Here is a 16,378-nt window from a genome sequence, read left to right on the forward strand (position 1 = left end):
ATTTTCCTCCTCGATTTGCTTACGATTTTTCTCCAACAGTTGTAACATCCCATGGGCTGATTTTCGTTCCATCTTCTAAATATAGGAAGTATTCATTGTTTATGTTTTTCACAGACTTCACAGTGCCAGATATGTCTTTATCATCTTGTTTGCCCGCTACTTCTTTACCAATCCATCCTACATATGTCGTAAATGGATCCTGGTGTGCAACAAATGTAGACATGATCTGATTCATTTGAGTGATAGATTCGTTCATATTCATTTGCTGTTCTAAAGAAGAAAATGTTGCAAGCTGTGTGACAAACTCACGGTCATCAATCGGGTTTGTCGGATCTTGGTTTTGAAGCTGCGTAAGCAAGATTTTCAAGAACTGATCTCGGCCAAGTGTATCTGTTTTCTTTGCTGCGTTTGAAGAAGTGTCCGCTTGTGCGGCTGTTCTATTCGTCGCATCAACAGTTGCCATTAGATCTCCTCCTCTTCTTCTTCTGATCCAACAAGCGCATCTAGTACATCTTGGAATTCAGCTTCCTGTTCATCAGGCTGCTGGAAACTTTGTCCTTTTGATGGCTGCTGCTTGCCTTCCTCATTAAATTGTCCAAAAGACGGCTGCTCATTTGACTGAAGCGGTATATGGAAACGGTCAACTTGAACCGACATATTCGGTAGCGCCTGCTTGAGCTGCGGCAGATGATGCTCGAGCAGCTCTTTTGCTGCTTGCGTTGAAGCTGTAATTTTACTCGCATACATCCCGTTTTGTTTCGTTAGCTGGATGGTAATAAACCCTAGATTTTCTGGATTTAATCGTACGGTAAACCGTCCGCTTGAATTGCCAAATGGTGTGAACTTCATTTGTTTCCACGTATTTAAAATCTGCTGATCAACCGTGCCTGGCTTTTCGTCAGTTGTTTGCGTCTGCTGCACAGGAGCAGCTGATTGCAGTTGGAAGAACTGTTTATGCCCTGGAAGCAGCGTATGGGTGATTGTTTTTTCAGAAGCAGGTGCCGTAGTGCCTTGACCTTTGGTGACTTCTTTTTTCATAAGCCATTCAAGTGAGGCAGCACCTTTTGCTGGAGATGAGAAGGAAGATTCTTGCCTTGGAGCAACCATTTCTTTTAACTCTCCTAAGGAAATTTTCCACTCTTTATCTGACCCTTTCGCATTCGCCATCATATGATCGATTAACTGATTAAAGTGTTTCAGCTCGCTTTGCGACATATTATTCAGCTTAGGTGCCGATCCTTGCGAGAAGAACTGCTCTTTTACTTGTTGAATGAGCTTTTCATCTGCTCCGTTTTTCGTTAGAAACTTGATGAAATCTTCACCTTTTGCTTGGATATTCTGTACAAGTTTTGCATCAAAGCTCACCGGCTGCTGATTCAGTATTTGATATAAGAAAAAGTGGACTTGTATGAGCTGTTCACTATGTTCAGCAACTGGCTTCTCATCCTGATCGCCATAGATAACCGATTCCATCTTTTGAAATAGCTCTTCAAGTGACTTTAAGTCAGCCCCTTCAAGCTTTTGCCCTTGCAGCGCCTGAAGTGCCGCAAGAAGATCTCCACCTATTCCTTCTTCAGGTGATTGCATCCATTTTCCAATGATTTGCATCGCATCATTCATGGATAGATTGGTTTCCGCTGGCTGAGAAATAGCTGGACCACTTTGAATACCTGCGCCATTTAACAATTGTTTAAACAGGCCGCGAGCAGATTCTGCCCCCTCTCCCTTTAGTCCCGAGAGACCTTGGGAAGATTGCTGTAAGGCTCCAATGTCCAATAGCTTCACTTATTGTCCACCTCCATTTTCACTTTCTTCTTTTTTGGCAAGCTCCTTCGTGAACGTTGCTGCCTTCTGAGGTGTCAGTTTTGCTAATATGTCCGTCAGCTTATTTTTACTCAGCTCTTCAAGGATCTTCAAAGCTTCTTTATCACTTAGCTCTGATAGAATTTTGGCAGATTTTCCTGCATCCATGCTTTCATAAATGCTGGCGACCTTTCCTTTTGATTGCTGATTAGAAGATGCTGACGAATCAGTTGAAGATCCTGATGCGTTATTACTTGATGTTGTACTGTTTGATGAACTGTCACTTGCTGACGTGTTCTCTTTATCAGATGTTTTTTCAAGTGAATTGATTTTTTGATTCAATCGTTTAATCTCTTCATCACTTGTCTTCAAGTCTTTTTGAGCAATTTCAAGTTCATTCTCTTGTTCTTTAATCGTCTTTTTCAACGCTTTCAACTCTGTATCACGTTGATCGTTATTTGAAGATGACGTTTTTGATGTGTCATCTGATCCAACCAAGCTGCTAATCCCTGGAATGTTTTGGAGCGGTTTCTTTAGATCATAACCTGCCATATAAAGGATTGTGCCCGTTACAATCACAAGCACAACCAATGGGATAATGACAATAAACAAGATCCATTGAAATTTACCGCCGCCGCTTGATTCCTTTGTTTTTTCCTTCTTAGGCATTCATCTCGACTCCTAATGTCCTTGAAACATGAATTGGCTGATAGAGATATCATCCATTTCTTTCATTTCAATTGCCTTATGTTCAAGGGAGAACTTTTCAAATTGCTTTTCTTTCATTTTTTCAAACTTTTTAAACTCAATATTTTTTTCAGTTAAATCAGATTGTTTTTCATTCATTTGATGGCGTTTCATGATCACAAGCTGCTGATAATGATGAATCGTGTTATCTAAGTTCGTCACAAATTGCTGATAATGACGCATTTCTTGAACACTCATCCCACTTCTCAGCTTTTCTTCTTTGCTCTTTTCCATTAGCTCTTTTTTACTCATATTTTCATAGAGTTTTTCAGCGGCTTGCTCAAATGCCGAAACGGATTGTTGATACGCTGCGAGTGATTTGTCTTTTTCACTTTCTTTCAATTCTAAGAGCTTTTGAAATTTGTATTGATATCTCACTGTTTTTGTCAATCCTCTCTATTCATCAAACTGAGCAATATCCTCACGCTGTCTTCAATCGATACAGCCTCTTCAACGTCCTGCTTCAAAAATGAAATCAGTTGTGGGTAAGCTTGCATGGCCTCATCAATATCTTTAGAGGAGCCTTTTTTATATGCTCCAATGTTAATGAGGTCTTCAGCGTTTTGATATGTGGATAAAAGCTGGCGGAACCGGTTAGCCGCTTCCTTGTGATCATGACTTGCGATATTACTCATGACACGACTGATACTTTTCAGAATATTGACAGCTGGAAACTGTCCTTTGTTGGCCAGTGCACGATCAAGTACTATGTGGCCATCTAAAATCCCCCGCACTGTATCAGCGATCGGCTCATTCATATCGTCACCATCAACAAGCACTGTGTAAAACGCTGTGATGGAACCAAGTTGATTTGTACCAGTTCGTTCTAGCAATTTTGGCAGTATAGCGAACACTGAAGGCGTATATCCTTTTGTTGTTGGCGGTTCACCGGTTGCAAGTCCTATTTCCCGCTGTGCCATGGCGACCCTTGTGACAGAATCCATCATAAACATGACATTTTTGCCTCTGTCTCTGAAATATTCGGCAATAGCTGTTGCAGTATAGGCTGCTTTTAATCTTGTCAGTGCGGGCTGATCTGAAGTTGCGACAACAACAATCGAACGCTTCAGTCCTTCAGCTCCTAAATCTTTTTCGATAAACTCGCGAACTTCACGTCCACGCTCTCCAACAAGTGCAATGACATTGAGATCCGCTTCTGTCTGCTTGGCAATCATCCCCATCAAGGTACTTTTACCAACACCGCTTCCCGCGAATATGCCAATTCTTTGACCAGTGCCGACTGTGAGCAAGCTGTCAATCACTCTGACACCAACGCCCATTTTTTCACGAATAGGCGGTCTGTCCATCGGGTTTGGAGGAGATTGTTCTGTTGAGACAGGTGCAAGTCCTTTAGGAAGCATGCTGCCGTCCAGTGGATCACCGAAGGCATCAACAACCTGACCGATTAAACCAGTTCCTACTTTGACCTTTAACGATTCACCTGTTGCTTCAACAAGACTGCCTGGTGAGATGTTAGAGGCTTCTACGTAGGGCATGAGTAGAATGTTTTCATCTTTAAAGCCAACGACTTCTGCTTTGATCGGATGATTCTTACTCCCTTTTTTGTGAATAAGACATACATCACCGATTGAGCTTTCTGGCCCCTTGGACTCGATCATCAGTCCAACAACTCGATTGACTTTACCAAAACGTTTATAAGGATCGGCGGTTTCAATCGTTTCTTTTAGCACATCTATGTTCATTTGTGATCACCTGAATCAATGACTTCTAATAACTTTTCTTTTAACTGATTCATTTGGGTATCAACACTCGCTTCCACTTTTCCAAAGCTTGTTTCGACGTAACAAGTACCTTTTGGTGCTTTTTCATCCGAGTAAATGGCAAGATGTGTATTCTTTTGAAGGATTCTATTTAATTCGTCTTTATATTCCATCACATGTTCGTAATGTGCAGGGTCGACATAGATGGAAATATCGTCATATTCCTTCACTTCTGAAATGACCTGCTTCACTAGCGTTAAAAATTGTTCTTTTGTGTCCTCAGCTGCATTCCATACTCGTTTAGCGAGCTCAAAGGCAAGTTCGACAATTTCTTCAGCAGAGCTTTCGATTTTCGCTTCATAGTCCTGCTTTGCAAGGCTGACAATGTCATTCGCTTGATCAAGAATCGATTGATACTGTAAATTCGCATCTGCTTCGCCCTTTTGAAAACCATCTTGATATCCTGTTTGTTTCGCTTCTTCAATGAGCTGTACTCTTTCTGCTTCAAAATCAGCTCGCCGCTGATTGATTTCAGCCATTGTTTGTTCCAGCTCACGATTTGCTTGTTCTAAAATACGGCTTGCTTCATCTTGCGCATCACTTAATACAAGTTGAGATGCTTCTGTCTCGTTGACAAGCTCTTCTTCGTGATGTTCTCTTTTGAATTCCACTTGCTGCAAGGGAATGGTTTGACGGCCTTGTTCAGGAATAACAGATGTTTCATGTTTGATAATCCTAGACAATGATATCGTCTCCTCCACCTCGAGCTATGACGATTTCTCCAGCCTCTTCAAGTCGTCTTACGATGCTGACAATACGAGTCTGTGCTTCCTCGACATCTCTAAGCCGGACAGGTCCCATAAACTCCATTTCTTCTTTGAACGTTTCGACCATACGTTGCGACATGTTGCGGAAGACAATTTCTTTGACTTCTTCGCTTGCCACTTTGAGTGCAAGTAGTAAATCGTCATTTTCAACATCTCGAATCACACGCTGAATGGCTCTGCTATCAAGAGTAACAATGTCTTCAAAGACAAACATACGTTTCTTAATTTCATCAGCAAGCTCAGGATCTTGAATTTCCAGTGTATCTAAAATGGTTTTCTCCGTTGCACGGTCTACACCATTCAGTACTTCGACTACCGCTTCGACTCCGCCCGTTTGGGTATAATCTTGCGTAAAGGTTGAAGAAAGCTTTTGTTCAAGAATACGTTCCACCTCATTGATGATCTCTGGAGATGTGCGATCCATTAAAGCAATTCTTCTTGCAACCTCAGTTTGTACTTCCTCGCCTAACTCAGATAAAATCTGTCCAGCCTGTACTGGATCTAAGTAGGAAAGAATGAGCGCAATGGTTTGTGGATGCTCGTGCTGGATAAAGTTTAAAATTTGCTCTGGGTCAGCCTTTCTAGCAAAATCAAATGGTTTCACTTGAAGTGAGGATGTTAAGCGATTTAAGATGCTGTCCGCTTTGTCCTCACCAAGCGCTTTTTCAAGCACTTGTCTTGCGTACATAAGGCCGCCTTGTGATATGTAGTCCTGCGCGATGGCAATGCTGTGAAATTCTTCGATGATCTCATCTTTTTTAGCAGTATCTACACTTCTTACATTTGAAATTTCTAATGTTAATTTTTCTATTTCGTCTTCAGACAGATGTTTGTATACAGATGCTGACACGTCTAGCCCTAAGGAAATCATTAGGATTGCTGCTTTTTGTCTGCCTGTTAGTCGATTTGGATCTTTTCTCGACATGTGTATTCCTCCTAATCCTCGGACAGCCAGCTGCGTAGCAATTTAGCAAAGTCTTCTGGTTTATCTTTTGCCATTTTTTCAAGCTGATTTTTTCTCACCATTTCTTCTGTTTCTGGCTCAGTATCGATATCAGGAACATGAATTGGTGTACGTTCATCAAACTCAAACTCTTCTTCCTCATCTTTTCTTCTCTTACGTACGAGAAGGATAATGAGAGCGATAATGGCAAGTAGTAGCACACCGCCAACAATATAAACCCAAATTGGAATATTGTTTGAAGGGTTTTCTGCTGCCGTTTGCTGTTTACCGTCTAATTTTGATACAGATAAAACGATTTTGTTATCTAAGTCAGCTTGAGTGAGCGCTTGACCGTTTGTGTATTCTTTATCAATCGATGTACTGATGATGGTTGAAAGAATTTTTTTGATATCATCCTGCCTTTCAGCAGTTAATGAGTTCGGATCGTTTGCAGTAGGTGGTTCAACCAGTGCCTGAATGCCAACGTCTCTGATTTTATAAGGACTTTCTTTGATATCTTTATGAATGCGGTTGACTTCATAATTGATACGATCTTCGCTCTTTTCGTAATCTCCGCTTCCATTCGTTCCATCGGCACCTTGATAATTTGTGACATCATCGTCACCTGTTCCAGCGGTGCCTCCAGCTGCTGCGCCATTGCCTGAATAAGTTTCAGCAATCTTTTCAGCGCTGACAGCAATTCCTTGCATGTTTTCTTGATCAACTGGTTCGACAAGATCTTCTTTTCTTTTTTCTTCAGTAAAATCAATGTCTGTAGTGACCGATACGGCAACTTTCTCTTGACCCATCATCGTTCCAAGCAGCTGTTGAATTTTTCGTTGAAGATTCTTTTCAATCTCCTCTTTTTTCTGCTGCTGTGCATCCATTCCACTTGCATAGGAATCTGAGCTGCTGTTTAAGTCATAGTAGTTGGAATCTTGGTCCATAATGACAATGTTTTCTGTTTTTAAATTCGGCACACTTTTTGAAATAAGATGATAAAGGCCTTTTACTTGTTGCTGAGTAAGCGTGTAGCCTGGTTGAACTTGCAGCACAATTGATGCTGATGCATTACTTTGCTCTTCTCCAACAAAAACGGAATCTTTTGGCAGGTTAATCATAACCTTTGAATCTTTAATCCCATCAATCGTGTTGATCAGATTGGATAGTTCTGTCTGAGTTGCGTCTACTTTCAGAACATCAAATTCATTATCTGTTAAACCGAAGCCGGAATTGTTCGCAAAGAAGGAGTAATCAATATTCCCCGTTTTAGGAAGTCCTTCTGATGCAAGTGTTACTTTTAAAGTGTCTGCTTGCTTTTCTGGAACTAAAATCGTCGTTCCGTTATTTGCAAGTTCCGATTTAACGTTTTTGCCATCCAGTTCCTGTTTGATTTGTCCTGCTTCTGCCTCAGACAAATCTCTAAACAACGGAACCATTTTTTCAGAAGAAGCAAAGATGCTAACAACCGTAATAATGATTGCTAGGGCAGCTACGCCGCCAATCATGAGTATTTTTTGTAATTTTGATCGATTTCGCCAAAACTCAACTGTTTTTGTTCTTAATTGCATTAAAGTACGATTCATCTTAACCCCCGGTCATTCCATTCAGTCTATTTTTTGTCCACCAGCACCTCCTACATCTGCATTCTCATAATCTCTTGGTACGCTTCGACTGCTTTATTCCGAAACTCGGTTGCAGCTGTGAGTGTCACACTCGCTTTTTGTGAAGCAATCATGACTTCATCGAGATTGACATCTTTCCCTTGTGCGAGAGCATTCGTATACTGGTCTGATTTCAGCTGTGATTGATTTAATGCCTCAATGGAATTCTTCAGCACATCAGAGAAATTCGTTTGACTTTTAGGTGCAGCCGCCTGCACAGACGATGCATTCGTCAATTCACTTGCTTGCTGAGCGGTTTGAAGCTGGAAAGGAGATATTGCGTTAACCAATTCTTTTCACCTTACTTTCCTATTTCTAAAGCTTTCATCAGCATGCTTTTATTCGCATTCAGCGCAGTCACGTTTGCTTCATATGACCTTGAGCTGCTGATGAGATCAACCATTTCCTTTAATGGATCAACGTTTGGTGTTTGAACATATCCATTTTCATTGGCATCGGGATTTGTAGGATCATATTGAAGGTTGAATGGAGTTTCGTCTTCAGTAATTTTTGTTACTTTGACGCCGTTTCCTAATTTGCCGCTCGAATTCATGCTTGAGTTCAATATAGATGAAAATGATTCACCTGACGGCTGTAATGTGACGAGCTTGCGTCTATAAGGCTCCCACTTGCCATCAACCTGTTTAGCTCTTGTTGTATCCATATTCGCAAGGTTAGAGGATACAACGTCCATTCTGAGCCTCTGTGCTGTTAATGCTGAGGCCGAAGCGTTCACGCCTGAAAAAATCGACATCACTTACCTCCTGTCAAAACTGTTTTAAGAGAATTGAACTTTCCGCTCATTCTTTCAACCAACGCATTATACTGAATTTGGTTTTTAGCGAGTTCACTCATCTCTTGATCAATATCGACATTATTTCCGTTTTCTTGATAAGAAGTACGGTTACTCGAAACAACTGAATAATTAGACCCTGTTTTAGAGAAATCAATGTGACCTTGGTATGTTTTTTTAGCATCTAATTTGATTGACGCATCATTTAGCATGTCGTGGAATGCAACTTTTTTAGACTTGTAGTTCGGTGTGTCTATATTCGCGATATTATTGCTTATGACTTTTTGCTTAACGTTCGCTCTGCCCAAGGCATTCTCAAGGTTACTTATCGTTCCAGAAAATATATCCAAAACCATATACCTCCAATCATATGTATTTCATTCCATTTAATCATGTCGAGATTTGTAAAACCATATGTTCATTGTAAGAAATAATAGGATTAAAGTCTATGATGTAATTGTAAAAAAAACTCGTAATATATATCTATTTTACGAATAGGTATAAAGACCTAGATTCAAAGCACTACAGAATTGTAAGGGGTTTCTTGGAAAAAAGAGTGTCATTTTTCGGACAAATCCTCATTTTTTATACAAAAAAACCCTTTTCAGCATTTATTTCGGCCGAAAAGGGTTTTTTTTGATTAGTGAGATTTTAAATTTTCAAGTTCAATTAAAAATTTGTTGTTTAACACTTTGATGTATGTTCCCTTCATTCCAAGAGAACGAGATTCAATAACGCCTGCACTTTCTAATTTACGAAGTGCGTTTACGATCACTGAACGAGTGATTCCTACACGGTCAGCAATCTTACTTGCCACAAGCAGCCCTTCGTTTCCATCAAGTTCTTCAAAGATATGCTCAATCGCTTCAAGCTCACTATATGAAAGAGAGCTGATTGCCATTTGAACAACCGCTTTACTTCTTGCTTCTTCTTCAATTTCTTCCGCTTTCTCGCGAAGAATCTCCATTCCAACAACTGTTGCGCCGTATTCAGCAAGAATTAAATCATCATCTGTGAATGTATCTTGCAAACGAGAAAGGATTAACGTCCCTAAGCGGTCTCCGCCTCCGATGATTGGTACAATCGTTGTCAAACCTGATTGGAATAAATCACGGTTCTCAATCGGGAAAGCTGTGTACTCACTGTTGATGTCAAGGTTTGAAGATGTTTCAGGGACATTGAATAAGCTTTTTGTATATTCTTCAGGGAACTGACGATCTTCCAGCATTTTTTTCATACGTGCATTTTCAATCTGCTGGTTAATGGAGTAGCCAAGAAGCTTCCCTCTTCTGCTTAATACGAAAATGTTTGAATCAATGACATCTCTCAATGTTTCTGCCATTTCTTTAAAATTAACCGGCTTCCCCGCTGCATCTTGCAGCATCGAGTTAATAATCCTTGTTTTTTGTAGTAACGCCATAATAATGATCCTCCTAGATTACTTTATTCATTTGTTAAAGTATAAATTGACTTAAGTCTTTATTATTTGCAATCTTTCCTAGCTTCTCTTCTACATACTGAGGGGTAATGGTCACTGTTTCCATTGTAATATCAGGCGCCTCAAATGAGAGCTCTTCTAGCAGCTTCTCAAGTATGGTGTGAAGCCTTCTTGCACCGATGTTATCCGTCTCCTGATTGACGTGATAAGCCACTTCGGCAATCTTATGAATAGCATCGTCAGAAAATTCAAGAGATATACCTTCTGTTTCAAGTAAAGCCTTATATTGCTTTAATAACGCGTTATCTGGTTCCGTTAAGATTTTCACAAAGTCTTCTATACTTAATTTATCTAATTCTACACGGATTGGGAAGCGCCCTTGAAGCTCTGGAATCAAATCCGAGGGTTTCGCCATATGAAAAGCGCCTGCTGCTACAAATAGAACATGATCTGTTTTCACAGCCCCATACTTCGTCATCACAGTGGAACCTTCTACAATCGGTAAAATATCACGTTGAACCCCTTCACGAGAAACATCTGCAGACGATGCACCACCGCTTTTGGCAATTTTATCAATCTCATCGATAAAGATTATTCCTTGCTGCTCTGCTTTTTGCACGGCTTCCTGACCGACTTCATCCATATCAATCAGTTTTGAAGCTTCCTCAGCAGTTAACGCTTTTCTCGCTTCTCTGACGGTCAGCTTTCTGCGTTTTTTCTTTTTAGGCATGAGATTGCTAAGCGCATCCTGCATGTTCATACCCATTTGCTCCATACCCGAGCCTTGAAGCATATCAAACATGGAAGGCTGCTGCTCTTCGACTTCAATCGTGACGTAATGGTCTTCAAGTTCACCCATCGCCAGCTGGTGCGCAATGCGTTTTCTCGTCGACTCAAGCTCTACTTCTTCACTTGAGTGATCTCGATCACTTTCATCAGCATCAGAACTACCAAACAGCATCTCAAAAGGATTTTTCACAGACTGACTTTTTTTCTTTCCAGGAACAAGTAGATGAACAAGCCGTTTGTTTGCTTGTTTTTCCGCTTCTTCTTGAACATCCTTCATTTTCTCTTCTTTGACTAGTCTGATTGCTGTTTCCACTAAATCTCTGACCATTGATTCTACGTCACGTCCGACATATCCAACTTCAGTAAACTTCGTCGCTTCCACTTTAATGAAAGGTGCACCAGAAATCCTTGCAATTCTGCGGGCAATTTCTGTTTTCCCCACACCTGTCGGACCAATCATTAAGATGTTTTTAGGAACGACTTCATCCTTTAGCTTATCATGTAAAAGACTTCTTCTGTAACGGTTTCTTAAAGCCACCGCCACTGCTTTTTTCGCATCAAGCTGACCAATAATGTACTGATCGAGCTTTTCAACTATCTCTCTTGGGGTGAACGGCTTTTTCTCCATACGTCTCATGTCCTTTCTATTCAAGCTCTTCTAAAGTGATTTGATCGTTCGTGTAGACACAGATTTCTCCGGCCGTTTCAAGAGCCGCCTTTGCAATCTCTCGAGCTGAGAGATGGTCACCTGCATGTTTTTTGAGTGCTCTCCCGGCGCTAAGCGCATAGTTACCGCCTGACCCGATAGCCAAAATGCCATCGTCTGGCTCGATGACCTCTCCTGTTCCAGATACGAGCAGGATGCTTTCTTTATTCATGACGATCAGCATGGCCTCAAGCTGTCTGAGCATCTTGTCACTTCGCCATTCTTTCGCCAGTTCTACAGCTGCTCGTTTTAGGTTACCACCGTATTCTTCAAGCTTCGTTTCAAACTTCTCAAAGAGTGTAAATGCATCTGCAACTGAACCAGCAAAACCTGCGAGTACTTTGCCTCCGAAAAGACGGCGCACTTTTTTTGCTGTGTGTTTCATGACGACAGCCTGCCCAAAAGTGACTTGACCGTCTCCAGCCATCGCACTTTTTCCTTTATGTTGAACGGCAAAGATTGTGGTTGCATGAAATGATGACATGAAAAAACCTCCTTTTAGGATCGTTTAAAAGCCCTTGGGTGATGAGACATGTACGTTTTTCTTAAAGAATCTTTTGATACATGCGTGTACACCTGTGTGGATGATAAATTTGAGTGACCGAGAAGTTCTTGAACACTTCTTAAATCCGCTCCCTCGTTTAAAAGATGCGTAGCAAAGGTGTGCCTTAACATGTGAGGATGGATATGTAATGTGCCAGACGCCTTTTTCATTAATTCAGTTAGAATGAATCGAACGCCTCTGTCTGTAAGAGGAGCTCCGCGCTGATTCAAAAACACATGTGAATCAGCACGATCCTTTCCCTTCACTTTCAGCTTCTGCCTTCCATCCTCTAAATATGTGGAGAGCGCTTCATGTGCATAAGAGCCGAAAGGTACATACCGTTGTTTGCTGCCTTTCCCATGAACAAGCACTGTATCCATCGATAAATCAAGATCAGATTCTTTTAATGAACATAACTCACTGACCCTCATACCTGTTGCATAAAGAAGTTCTAAAATGGCTTGATTTCTTTGACCAAGCGGTGTATTTACATCAGAAACTGTAAATAGCTCTTTTAGCTCCTCTTCATACAAAAATGAAGGAATTCGCTTATCCTGCTTTGGTAAGCTAACGAGTAAAAAAGGATTTTCTTTCACAAGCTGTTCTCTTAATAAAAATTTATAAAAGCTGCGAAGTGCAGAGACTTTCTTACTAATCGTTCTTCTTGTAAGGCCTTTTTCATAAGCTTCTGTTAAATAAATTCTCGTATCTTGATAGGATACCTCTTCAAAACCGTCTATTCCTTGAATGTTCATAAATCTGACAAACTCTTCAATCGCCTCAGTATAACCCGAGATCGTTAAAGCTGAATAGTTCTTTTCAATCTGCAAATATTCAATGAATAAGTGGACAAGACGCTGTTTATCTGTCATTTTTACACCTCTTTAAGGCTTTTAAATGGTATCACATATCTTGCTTCCCGTGCAATGTTTTACTACAGAGATTTCGAAATAGTTTGAATAGTTCCGATTGCGCGTTTAGCGTACTCTGCATAGCGCTCTTGTTTGTTTTTAATTCGAACGCCAAGATCTTTCAGCAAGCCAAAGTTTGCATTCATCGGCTGGAAGCTTTTCTTGTTTGTTGATGTGATGTAGTAAGCCATACTGCCAATCGCTGTTTCTTCTGGAAGTGTCACAAGCTCTTCTCCTTTAACAAAACGAGCTGCGTTGATTCCAGCCACTAGTCCTGAAGCCGCGGACTCAACATATCCTTCAACACCAGTCATTTGTCCGGCAAAGAATAAGTCGTCTCTATTTTTAAATTGATACGTCGGTTTTAGAAGGCTTGGCGAGTTAATAAATGTATTACGGTGCATCACACCATAGCGAACAATCTCTGACTCTTCAAGACCTGGAATCAAACGGAATACTTCCTTTTGATCGCCCCACTTCAGATGAGTTTGGAACCCAACAATATTATATAAAGTACCTGCTGCATCATCCTGTCTTAATTGAACAACAGCGTAAGGTCTTTTTCCTGTTTTTGGATCTTCAAGTCCAACTGGTTTCATCGGGCCAAACAACATGGTTTTTTTCCCTCTTTTGGCCATGACTTCAATGGGCATACAGCCTTCGAAGAAGATTTCTTTTTCGAACTCTTTTAACGGCACAGTTTCAGCAGAAATGAGCGCCTCATAAAAACGATCGAATTCTTCTTCTGTCATCGGACAGTTTAAATAAGCCGCTTCCCCTTTATCATAACGTGATTTCAAGTACACTTTATCCATATCGATGCTGTCTTTCTCGAGGATCGGCGCTGCTGCATCGTAGAAATATAAATACTCTTCACCTGTTAAGGATTTTAATTCTTTTGAAAGTGCTTCTGATGTTAGAGGACCCGTTGCGATAATCGTCGGACCTTCTGGAATGCTTTGCACTTCTTCTTGAAAGACCGTCACATTCGGGTGATTTTTCACGCGGTCTGTGACGTTAGCTGCAAATTCATGACGATCTACTGCAAGCGCTCCACCAGCAGGAACCGAGCTTTCATCTGCTGCTGCGATGATTGCTGAATCTAAATGACGCATTTCTTCCTTTAGTACACCTACTGCGTTTGTTAAAGCGTTCGCACGCAATGAGTTACTGCATACGAGCTCCGCAAATTTATCAGTGTGGTGAGCTGGTGTTTGTTTGACAGGTCTCATTTCATACAGATGAACTTTAATTCCGCGCTTGGCAATTTGCCATGCCGCTTCACTTCCTGCTAAACCTGCTCCGATCACATTTACAAATTGACTCATTGTACAACTCTCCTATTTCGTAAGTTCTATTTGATGACATAAAAAAGCAGGTGAACAAGGTTGCTCACCGCTATTTTTGTTGTTCCTCTTTATAATCACAGTTCACACATTGAACTTGAATGCCTTTTTTCAGCTTTTTCTCTACAAGCATATTTTCGCATTTTGGACACTTTCTTTCAATTGGTTTGTCCCAAGAGACGAATTCACACTCTGGAAAACGATCGCAACCGTAAAAAATGCGGCGCTTCTTAGATTTCCGTTCAACGATATTTCCTTCGTGACAAGTCGGGCATTTGACACCAATATCTTTGACAATTGGTTTTGTGTTACGGCAGTCAGGGAAATTAGAGCATGCCATGAACTTACCGTATCTCCCCATTTTGTACACCATTGGATGACCACACTCTTCGCAATCAACTCCGGCGTATTCAGGCTCGATCTCAACTTCCTGCATCTCTGCTTCTGCTTTTTCTACCCGTTTTGCAAAATCTTGATAGAAACTGTCGATAATGCGTACCCATTCAATCGTACCTTCTTCAACGCTATCAAGTTCTTTTTCCATTTTCGCAGTAAATTCTACGTTAATGATTTCAGGGAAGAATTCAATAATTAAGTTGAGCACAATCTCTCCAAGCTCTGTTGGAATAAACCGTTTGTTATCAAGTGCCACGTAGCCGCGCTTTTGAATGGTATCTAATGTTGGTGCATACGTCGATGGGCGGCCGATACCTAGCTCTTCAAGGGTTTTGACAAGTCTAGCCTCAGTGTAGCGTGGAGGCGGCTGCGTAAAGTGCTGCTCTGGTTCAATATCTTTTGAAAGAACGGTGTCTCCCTCTTTCAGATCAGGAAGCATTTTGTCCTTTTCTTCTAACTGGTCGTCCTTCCCTTCAACATATACTTTCATAAATCCAGGGAATTTCACCTTACTCCCATTTGCACGGAAAGTAAGCCCGTTATTTTCAAGATCCACACTCATTGTATCAAGAACAGCTGGTGCCATTTGGCTTGCCACAAAACGTTCCCAAATCAATTTATAAAGACGAAGTTGATCTCTGCTTAGCACGTGTTTGACATCTGCTGGTTTTCTTAGCGTAGAAGTCGGACGGATGGCTTCGTGAGCATCCTGTGCATTTTCGTTCTTTTTGGCAGTACGTTTTGTTGTATTCAAGAAATTCTTGCCATACGTTTGATCAATGAAAGCAGATACTTCTTCAATTGCCGTATTGGAAATACGTGTTGAGTCCGTTCTCATATATGTAATGAGACCTACTGTACCTTCTTTACCAAGATCAATTCCTTCATATAATTGCTGTGCAATCATCATCGTTTTCTTCGCACGGAAGTTTAGTTTTCTCGCTGCCTCTTGTTGTAAGGTAGATGTTGTAAACGGAACAGCTGGGTTGCGTTTACGTTCTTTTTTCGTCACTTTTTCAACAGAAAACTTGCTTCCTTTTAATTTCGAAAGGATTTCTTTTACATCTTCTTTTGTTTTTAGCGGATGTTTTTTGCCATTTACGCCAAAGAAACTCGCTTCAAAGCTTTCTTTCCCTTTTAGGAAGGTGCCATCAATTGTCCAGTATTCTTCTGGTTTGAATTCATTAATTTCATTCTCGCGGTCAATAATCAGGCGGAGTGCAACTGATTGAACACGACCGGCGCTTAAACCCTTTTTGACTTTCTTCCATAAAATCGGGCTGATTTTATATCCAACGAGACGATCTAAAATCCGTCTTGCCTGCTGCGCATCAACCAAGTCCATATCGATCATACGTGGATGTTTAAAGGAATCTTTAATTGCATCTTTTGTAATCTCGTTAAAGACAACGCGGCAATCTGAAGAGAGGTCAAGGTCAAGGCTGTGGGCTAAATGCCAAGCAATCGCTTCTCCCTCTCTGTCGGGGTCAGCTGCGAGATATACTTTTTTTGCTTTCTTCGCTGCTGTTTTTAATTCTTTTAAGACTGGACCTTTTCCTCGAATCGTAATATATCTCGGTTCGAAGTCATGCTCAGTGTCAACACCAAGCTGACTTTTCGGTAAATCCCTTACATGCCCCATTGAAGCCTTTACTTTATACTTTTTTCCTAAATAACGCTCAATCGTTTTCGCCTTTGCTGGCGACTCAACGATGACTAAATAATCAGCCATACTCAAAATCCCCCTTAA

Annotated in this window: 17 protein-coding genes; all 17 read right to left on the reverse strand. The window is 40.9% G+C overall.

All coding sequences use genetic code 11. The features are described from left to right. Positions 1–19: 19 nt before the first annotated feature. The 17 genes from flgD to topA all read right to left on the reverse strand — a co-directional run bounded on the left by flgD (position 20) and on the right by topA (position 16,360). Positions 20–463: a flagellar hook assembly protein FlgD gene (gene flgD, locus ACTJJQ_RS03670; protein WP_041507305.1), complete on the reverse strand. Its 444-nt coding sequence runs from the start codon at positions 461–463 to the stop codon at positions 20–22. Next, the gene (gene fliK / locus ACTJJQ_RS03675; RefSeq protein ID WP_440599962.1) at positions 463–1,785 is read right to left on the reverse strand and encodes a flagellar hook-length control protein FliK; all 1,323 of its coding nucleotides are present in this window, start codon (positions 1,783–1,785) and stop codon (positions 463–465) included. Before fliK ends, flgD begins: the two co-directional genes overlap by 1 nt. Continuing rightward, positions 1,786–2,472: a MotE family protein gene (locus tag ACTJJQ_RS03680; RefSeq protein WP_061419077.1), complete on the reverse strand. Its 687-nt coding sequence runs from the start codon at positions 2,470–2,472 to the stop codon at positions 1,786–1,788. A 12-nt stretch (positions 2,473–2,484) separates the two neighbouring features. Further along, positions 2,485–2,928 (reverse strand): flagellar export protein FliJ, encoded by a 444-nt coding sequence (gene fliJ, locus ACTJJQ_RS03685; RefSeq protein WP_024720352.1) that lies wholly within the window; start codon positions 2,926–2,928, stop codon positions 2,485–2,487. Between the two features lie 8 nt (positions 2,929–2,936). After that, positions 2,937–4,253, reverse strand: coding sequence for a flagellar protein export ATPase FliI (gene fliI, locus ACTJJQ_RS03690; protein ID WP_008344803.1), 1,317 nt, complete (start codon positions 4,251–4,253; stop codon positions 2,937–2,939). Next, on the reverse strand, positions 4,250–5,014 hold the full coding sequence (gene fliH, locus ACTJJQ_RS03695) for a flagellar assembly protein FliH (RefSeq protein ID WP_017367245.1): 765 nt from the start codon (positions 5,012–5,014) through the stop codon (positions 4,250–4,252). Before fliH ends, fliI begins: the two co-directional genes overlap by 4 nt. Continuing rightward, entirely contained in the window at positions 5,007–6,023 is a 1,017-nt protein-coding gene (fliG, locus tag ACTJJQ_RS03700; RefSeq protein ID WP_008344808.1) for a flagellar motor switch protein FliG, read from the reverse strand. The genes fliH and fliG overlap by 8 nt, the downstream gene beginning before the upstream one ends. 11 nt (positions 6,024–6,034) lie before the next feature. Next, positions 6,035–7,627 (reverse strand): flagellar basal-body MS-ring/collar protein FliF, encoded by a 1,593-nt coding sequence (fliF, locus tag ACTJJQ_RS03705; RefSeq protein ID WP_024720350.1) that lies wholly within the window; start codon positions 7,625–7,627, stop codon positions 6,035–6,037. Positions 7,628–7,677: 50 nt separating this feature from the next. Continuing rightward, positions 7,678–7,995 carry a flagellar hook-basal body complex protein FliE gene (fliE, locus tag ACTJJQ_RS03710; RefSeq protein ID WP_007499609.1) on the reverse strand — a complete coding sequence of 106 codons (318 nt, stop codon included), beginning with the start codon at positions 7,993–7,995 and terminating at the stop codon, positions 7,678–7,680. 11 nt (positions 7,996–8,006) lie between these two features. Next, on the reverse strand, positions 8,007–8,459 hold the full coding sequence (gene flgC / locus ACTJJQ_RS03715; RefSeq protein WP_007499610.1) for a flagellar basal body rod protein FlgC: 453 nt from the start codon (positions 8,457–8,459) through the stop codon (positions 8,007–8,009). Beyond that, a complete protein-coding gene (flgB, locus tag ACTJJQ_RS03720) occupies positions 8,459–8,848 on the reverse strand; it encodes a flagellar basal body rod protein FlgB (protein WP_017359092.1) in 390 nt (129 codons plus the stop codon). Before flgB ends, flgC begins: the two co-directional genes overlap by 1 nt. A 290-nt stretch (positions 8,849–9,138) precedes the next feature. Then, positions 9,139–9,918, reverse strand: a complete 780-nt coding sequence (gene codY, locus ACTJJQ_RS03725) for a GTP-sensing pleiotropic transcriptional regulator CodY (RefSeq protein WP_007499612.1) — start codon at positions 9,916–9,918, stop codon at positions 9,139–9,141. A 34-nt stretch (positions 9,919–9,952) separates the two neighbouring features. Then, the gene (gene hslU / locus ACTJJQ_RS03730; RefSeq protein WP_039166692.1) at positions 9,953–11,353 is read right to left on the reverse strand and encodes an HslU--HslV peptidase ATPase subunit; all 1,401 of its coding nucleotides are present in this window, start codon (positions 11,351–11,353) and stop codon (positions 9,953–9,955) included. Positions 11,354–11,369: 16 nt separating this feature from the next. After that, positions 11,370–11,915, reverse strand: a complete 546-nt coding sequence (gene hslV / locus ACTJJQ_RS03735) for an ATP-dependent protease subunit HslV (RefSeq protein ID WP_007499614.1) — start codon at positions 11,913–11,915, stop codon at positions 11,370–11,372. 14 nt (positions 11,916–11,929) lie between these two features. Next, entirely contained in the window at positions 11,930–12,847 is a 918-nt protein-coding gene (xerC, locus tag ACTJJQ_RS03740; protein WP_007499616.1) for a tyrosine recombinase XerC, read from the reverse strand. Between the two features lie 62 nt (positions 12,848–12,909). Continuing rightward, positions 12,910–14,214, reverse strand: coding sequence for an FADH(2)-oxidizing methylenetetrahydrofolate--tRNA-(uracil(54)-C(5))-methyltransferase TrmFO (gene trmFO, locus ACTJJQ_RS03745; protein ID WP_440599963.1), 1,305 nt, complete (start codon positions 14,212–14,214; stop codon positions 12,910–12,912). Positions 14,215–14,284: 70 nt separating this feature from the next. Then, positions 14,285–16,360 (reverse strand): type I DNA topoisomerase, encoded by a 2,076-nt coding sequence (gene topA, locus ACTJJQ_RS03750; RefSeq protein WP_008344821.1) that lies wholly within the window; start codon positions 16,358–16,360, stop codon positions 14,285–14,287. Positions 16,361–16,378 lie beyond the last annotated feature (18 nt).

The organism is Bacillus sp. 22483 (assembly GCF_052044605.1).
In the GTDB taxonomy this organism is placed as follows: domain Bacteria; phylum Bacillota; class Bacilli; order Bacillales; family Bacillaceae; genus Bacillus; species Bacillus altitudinis.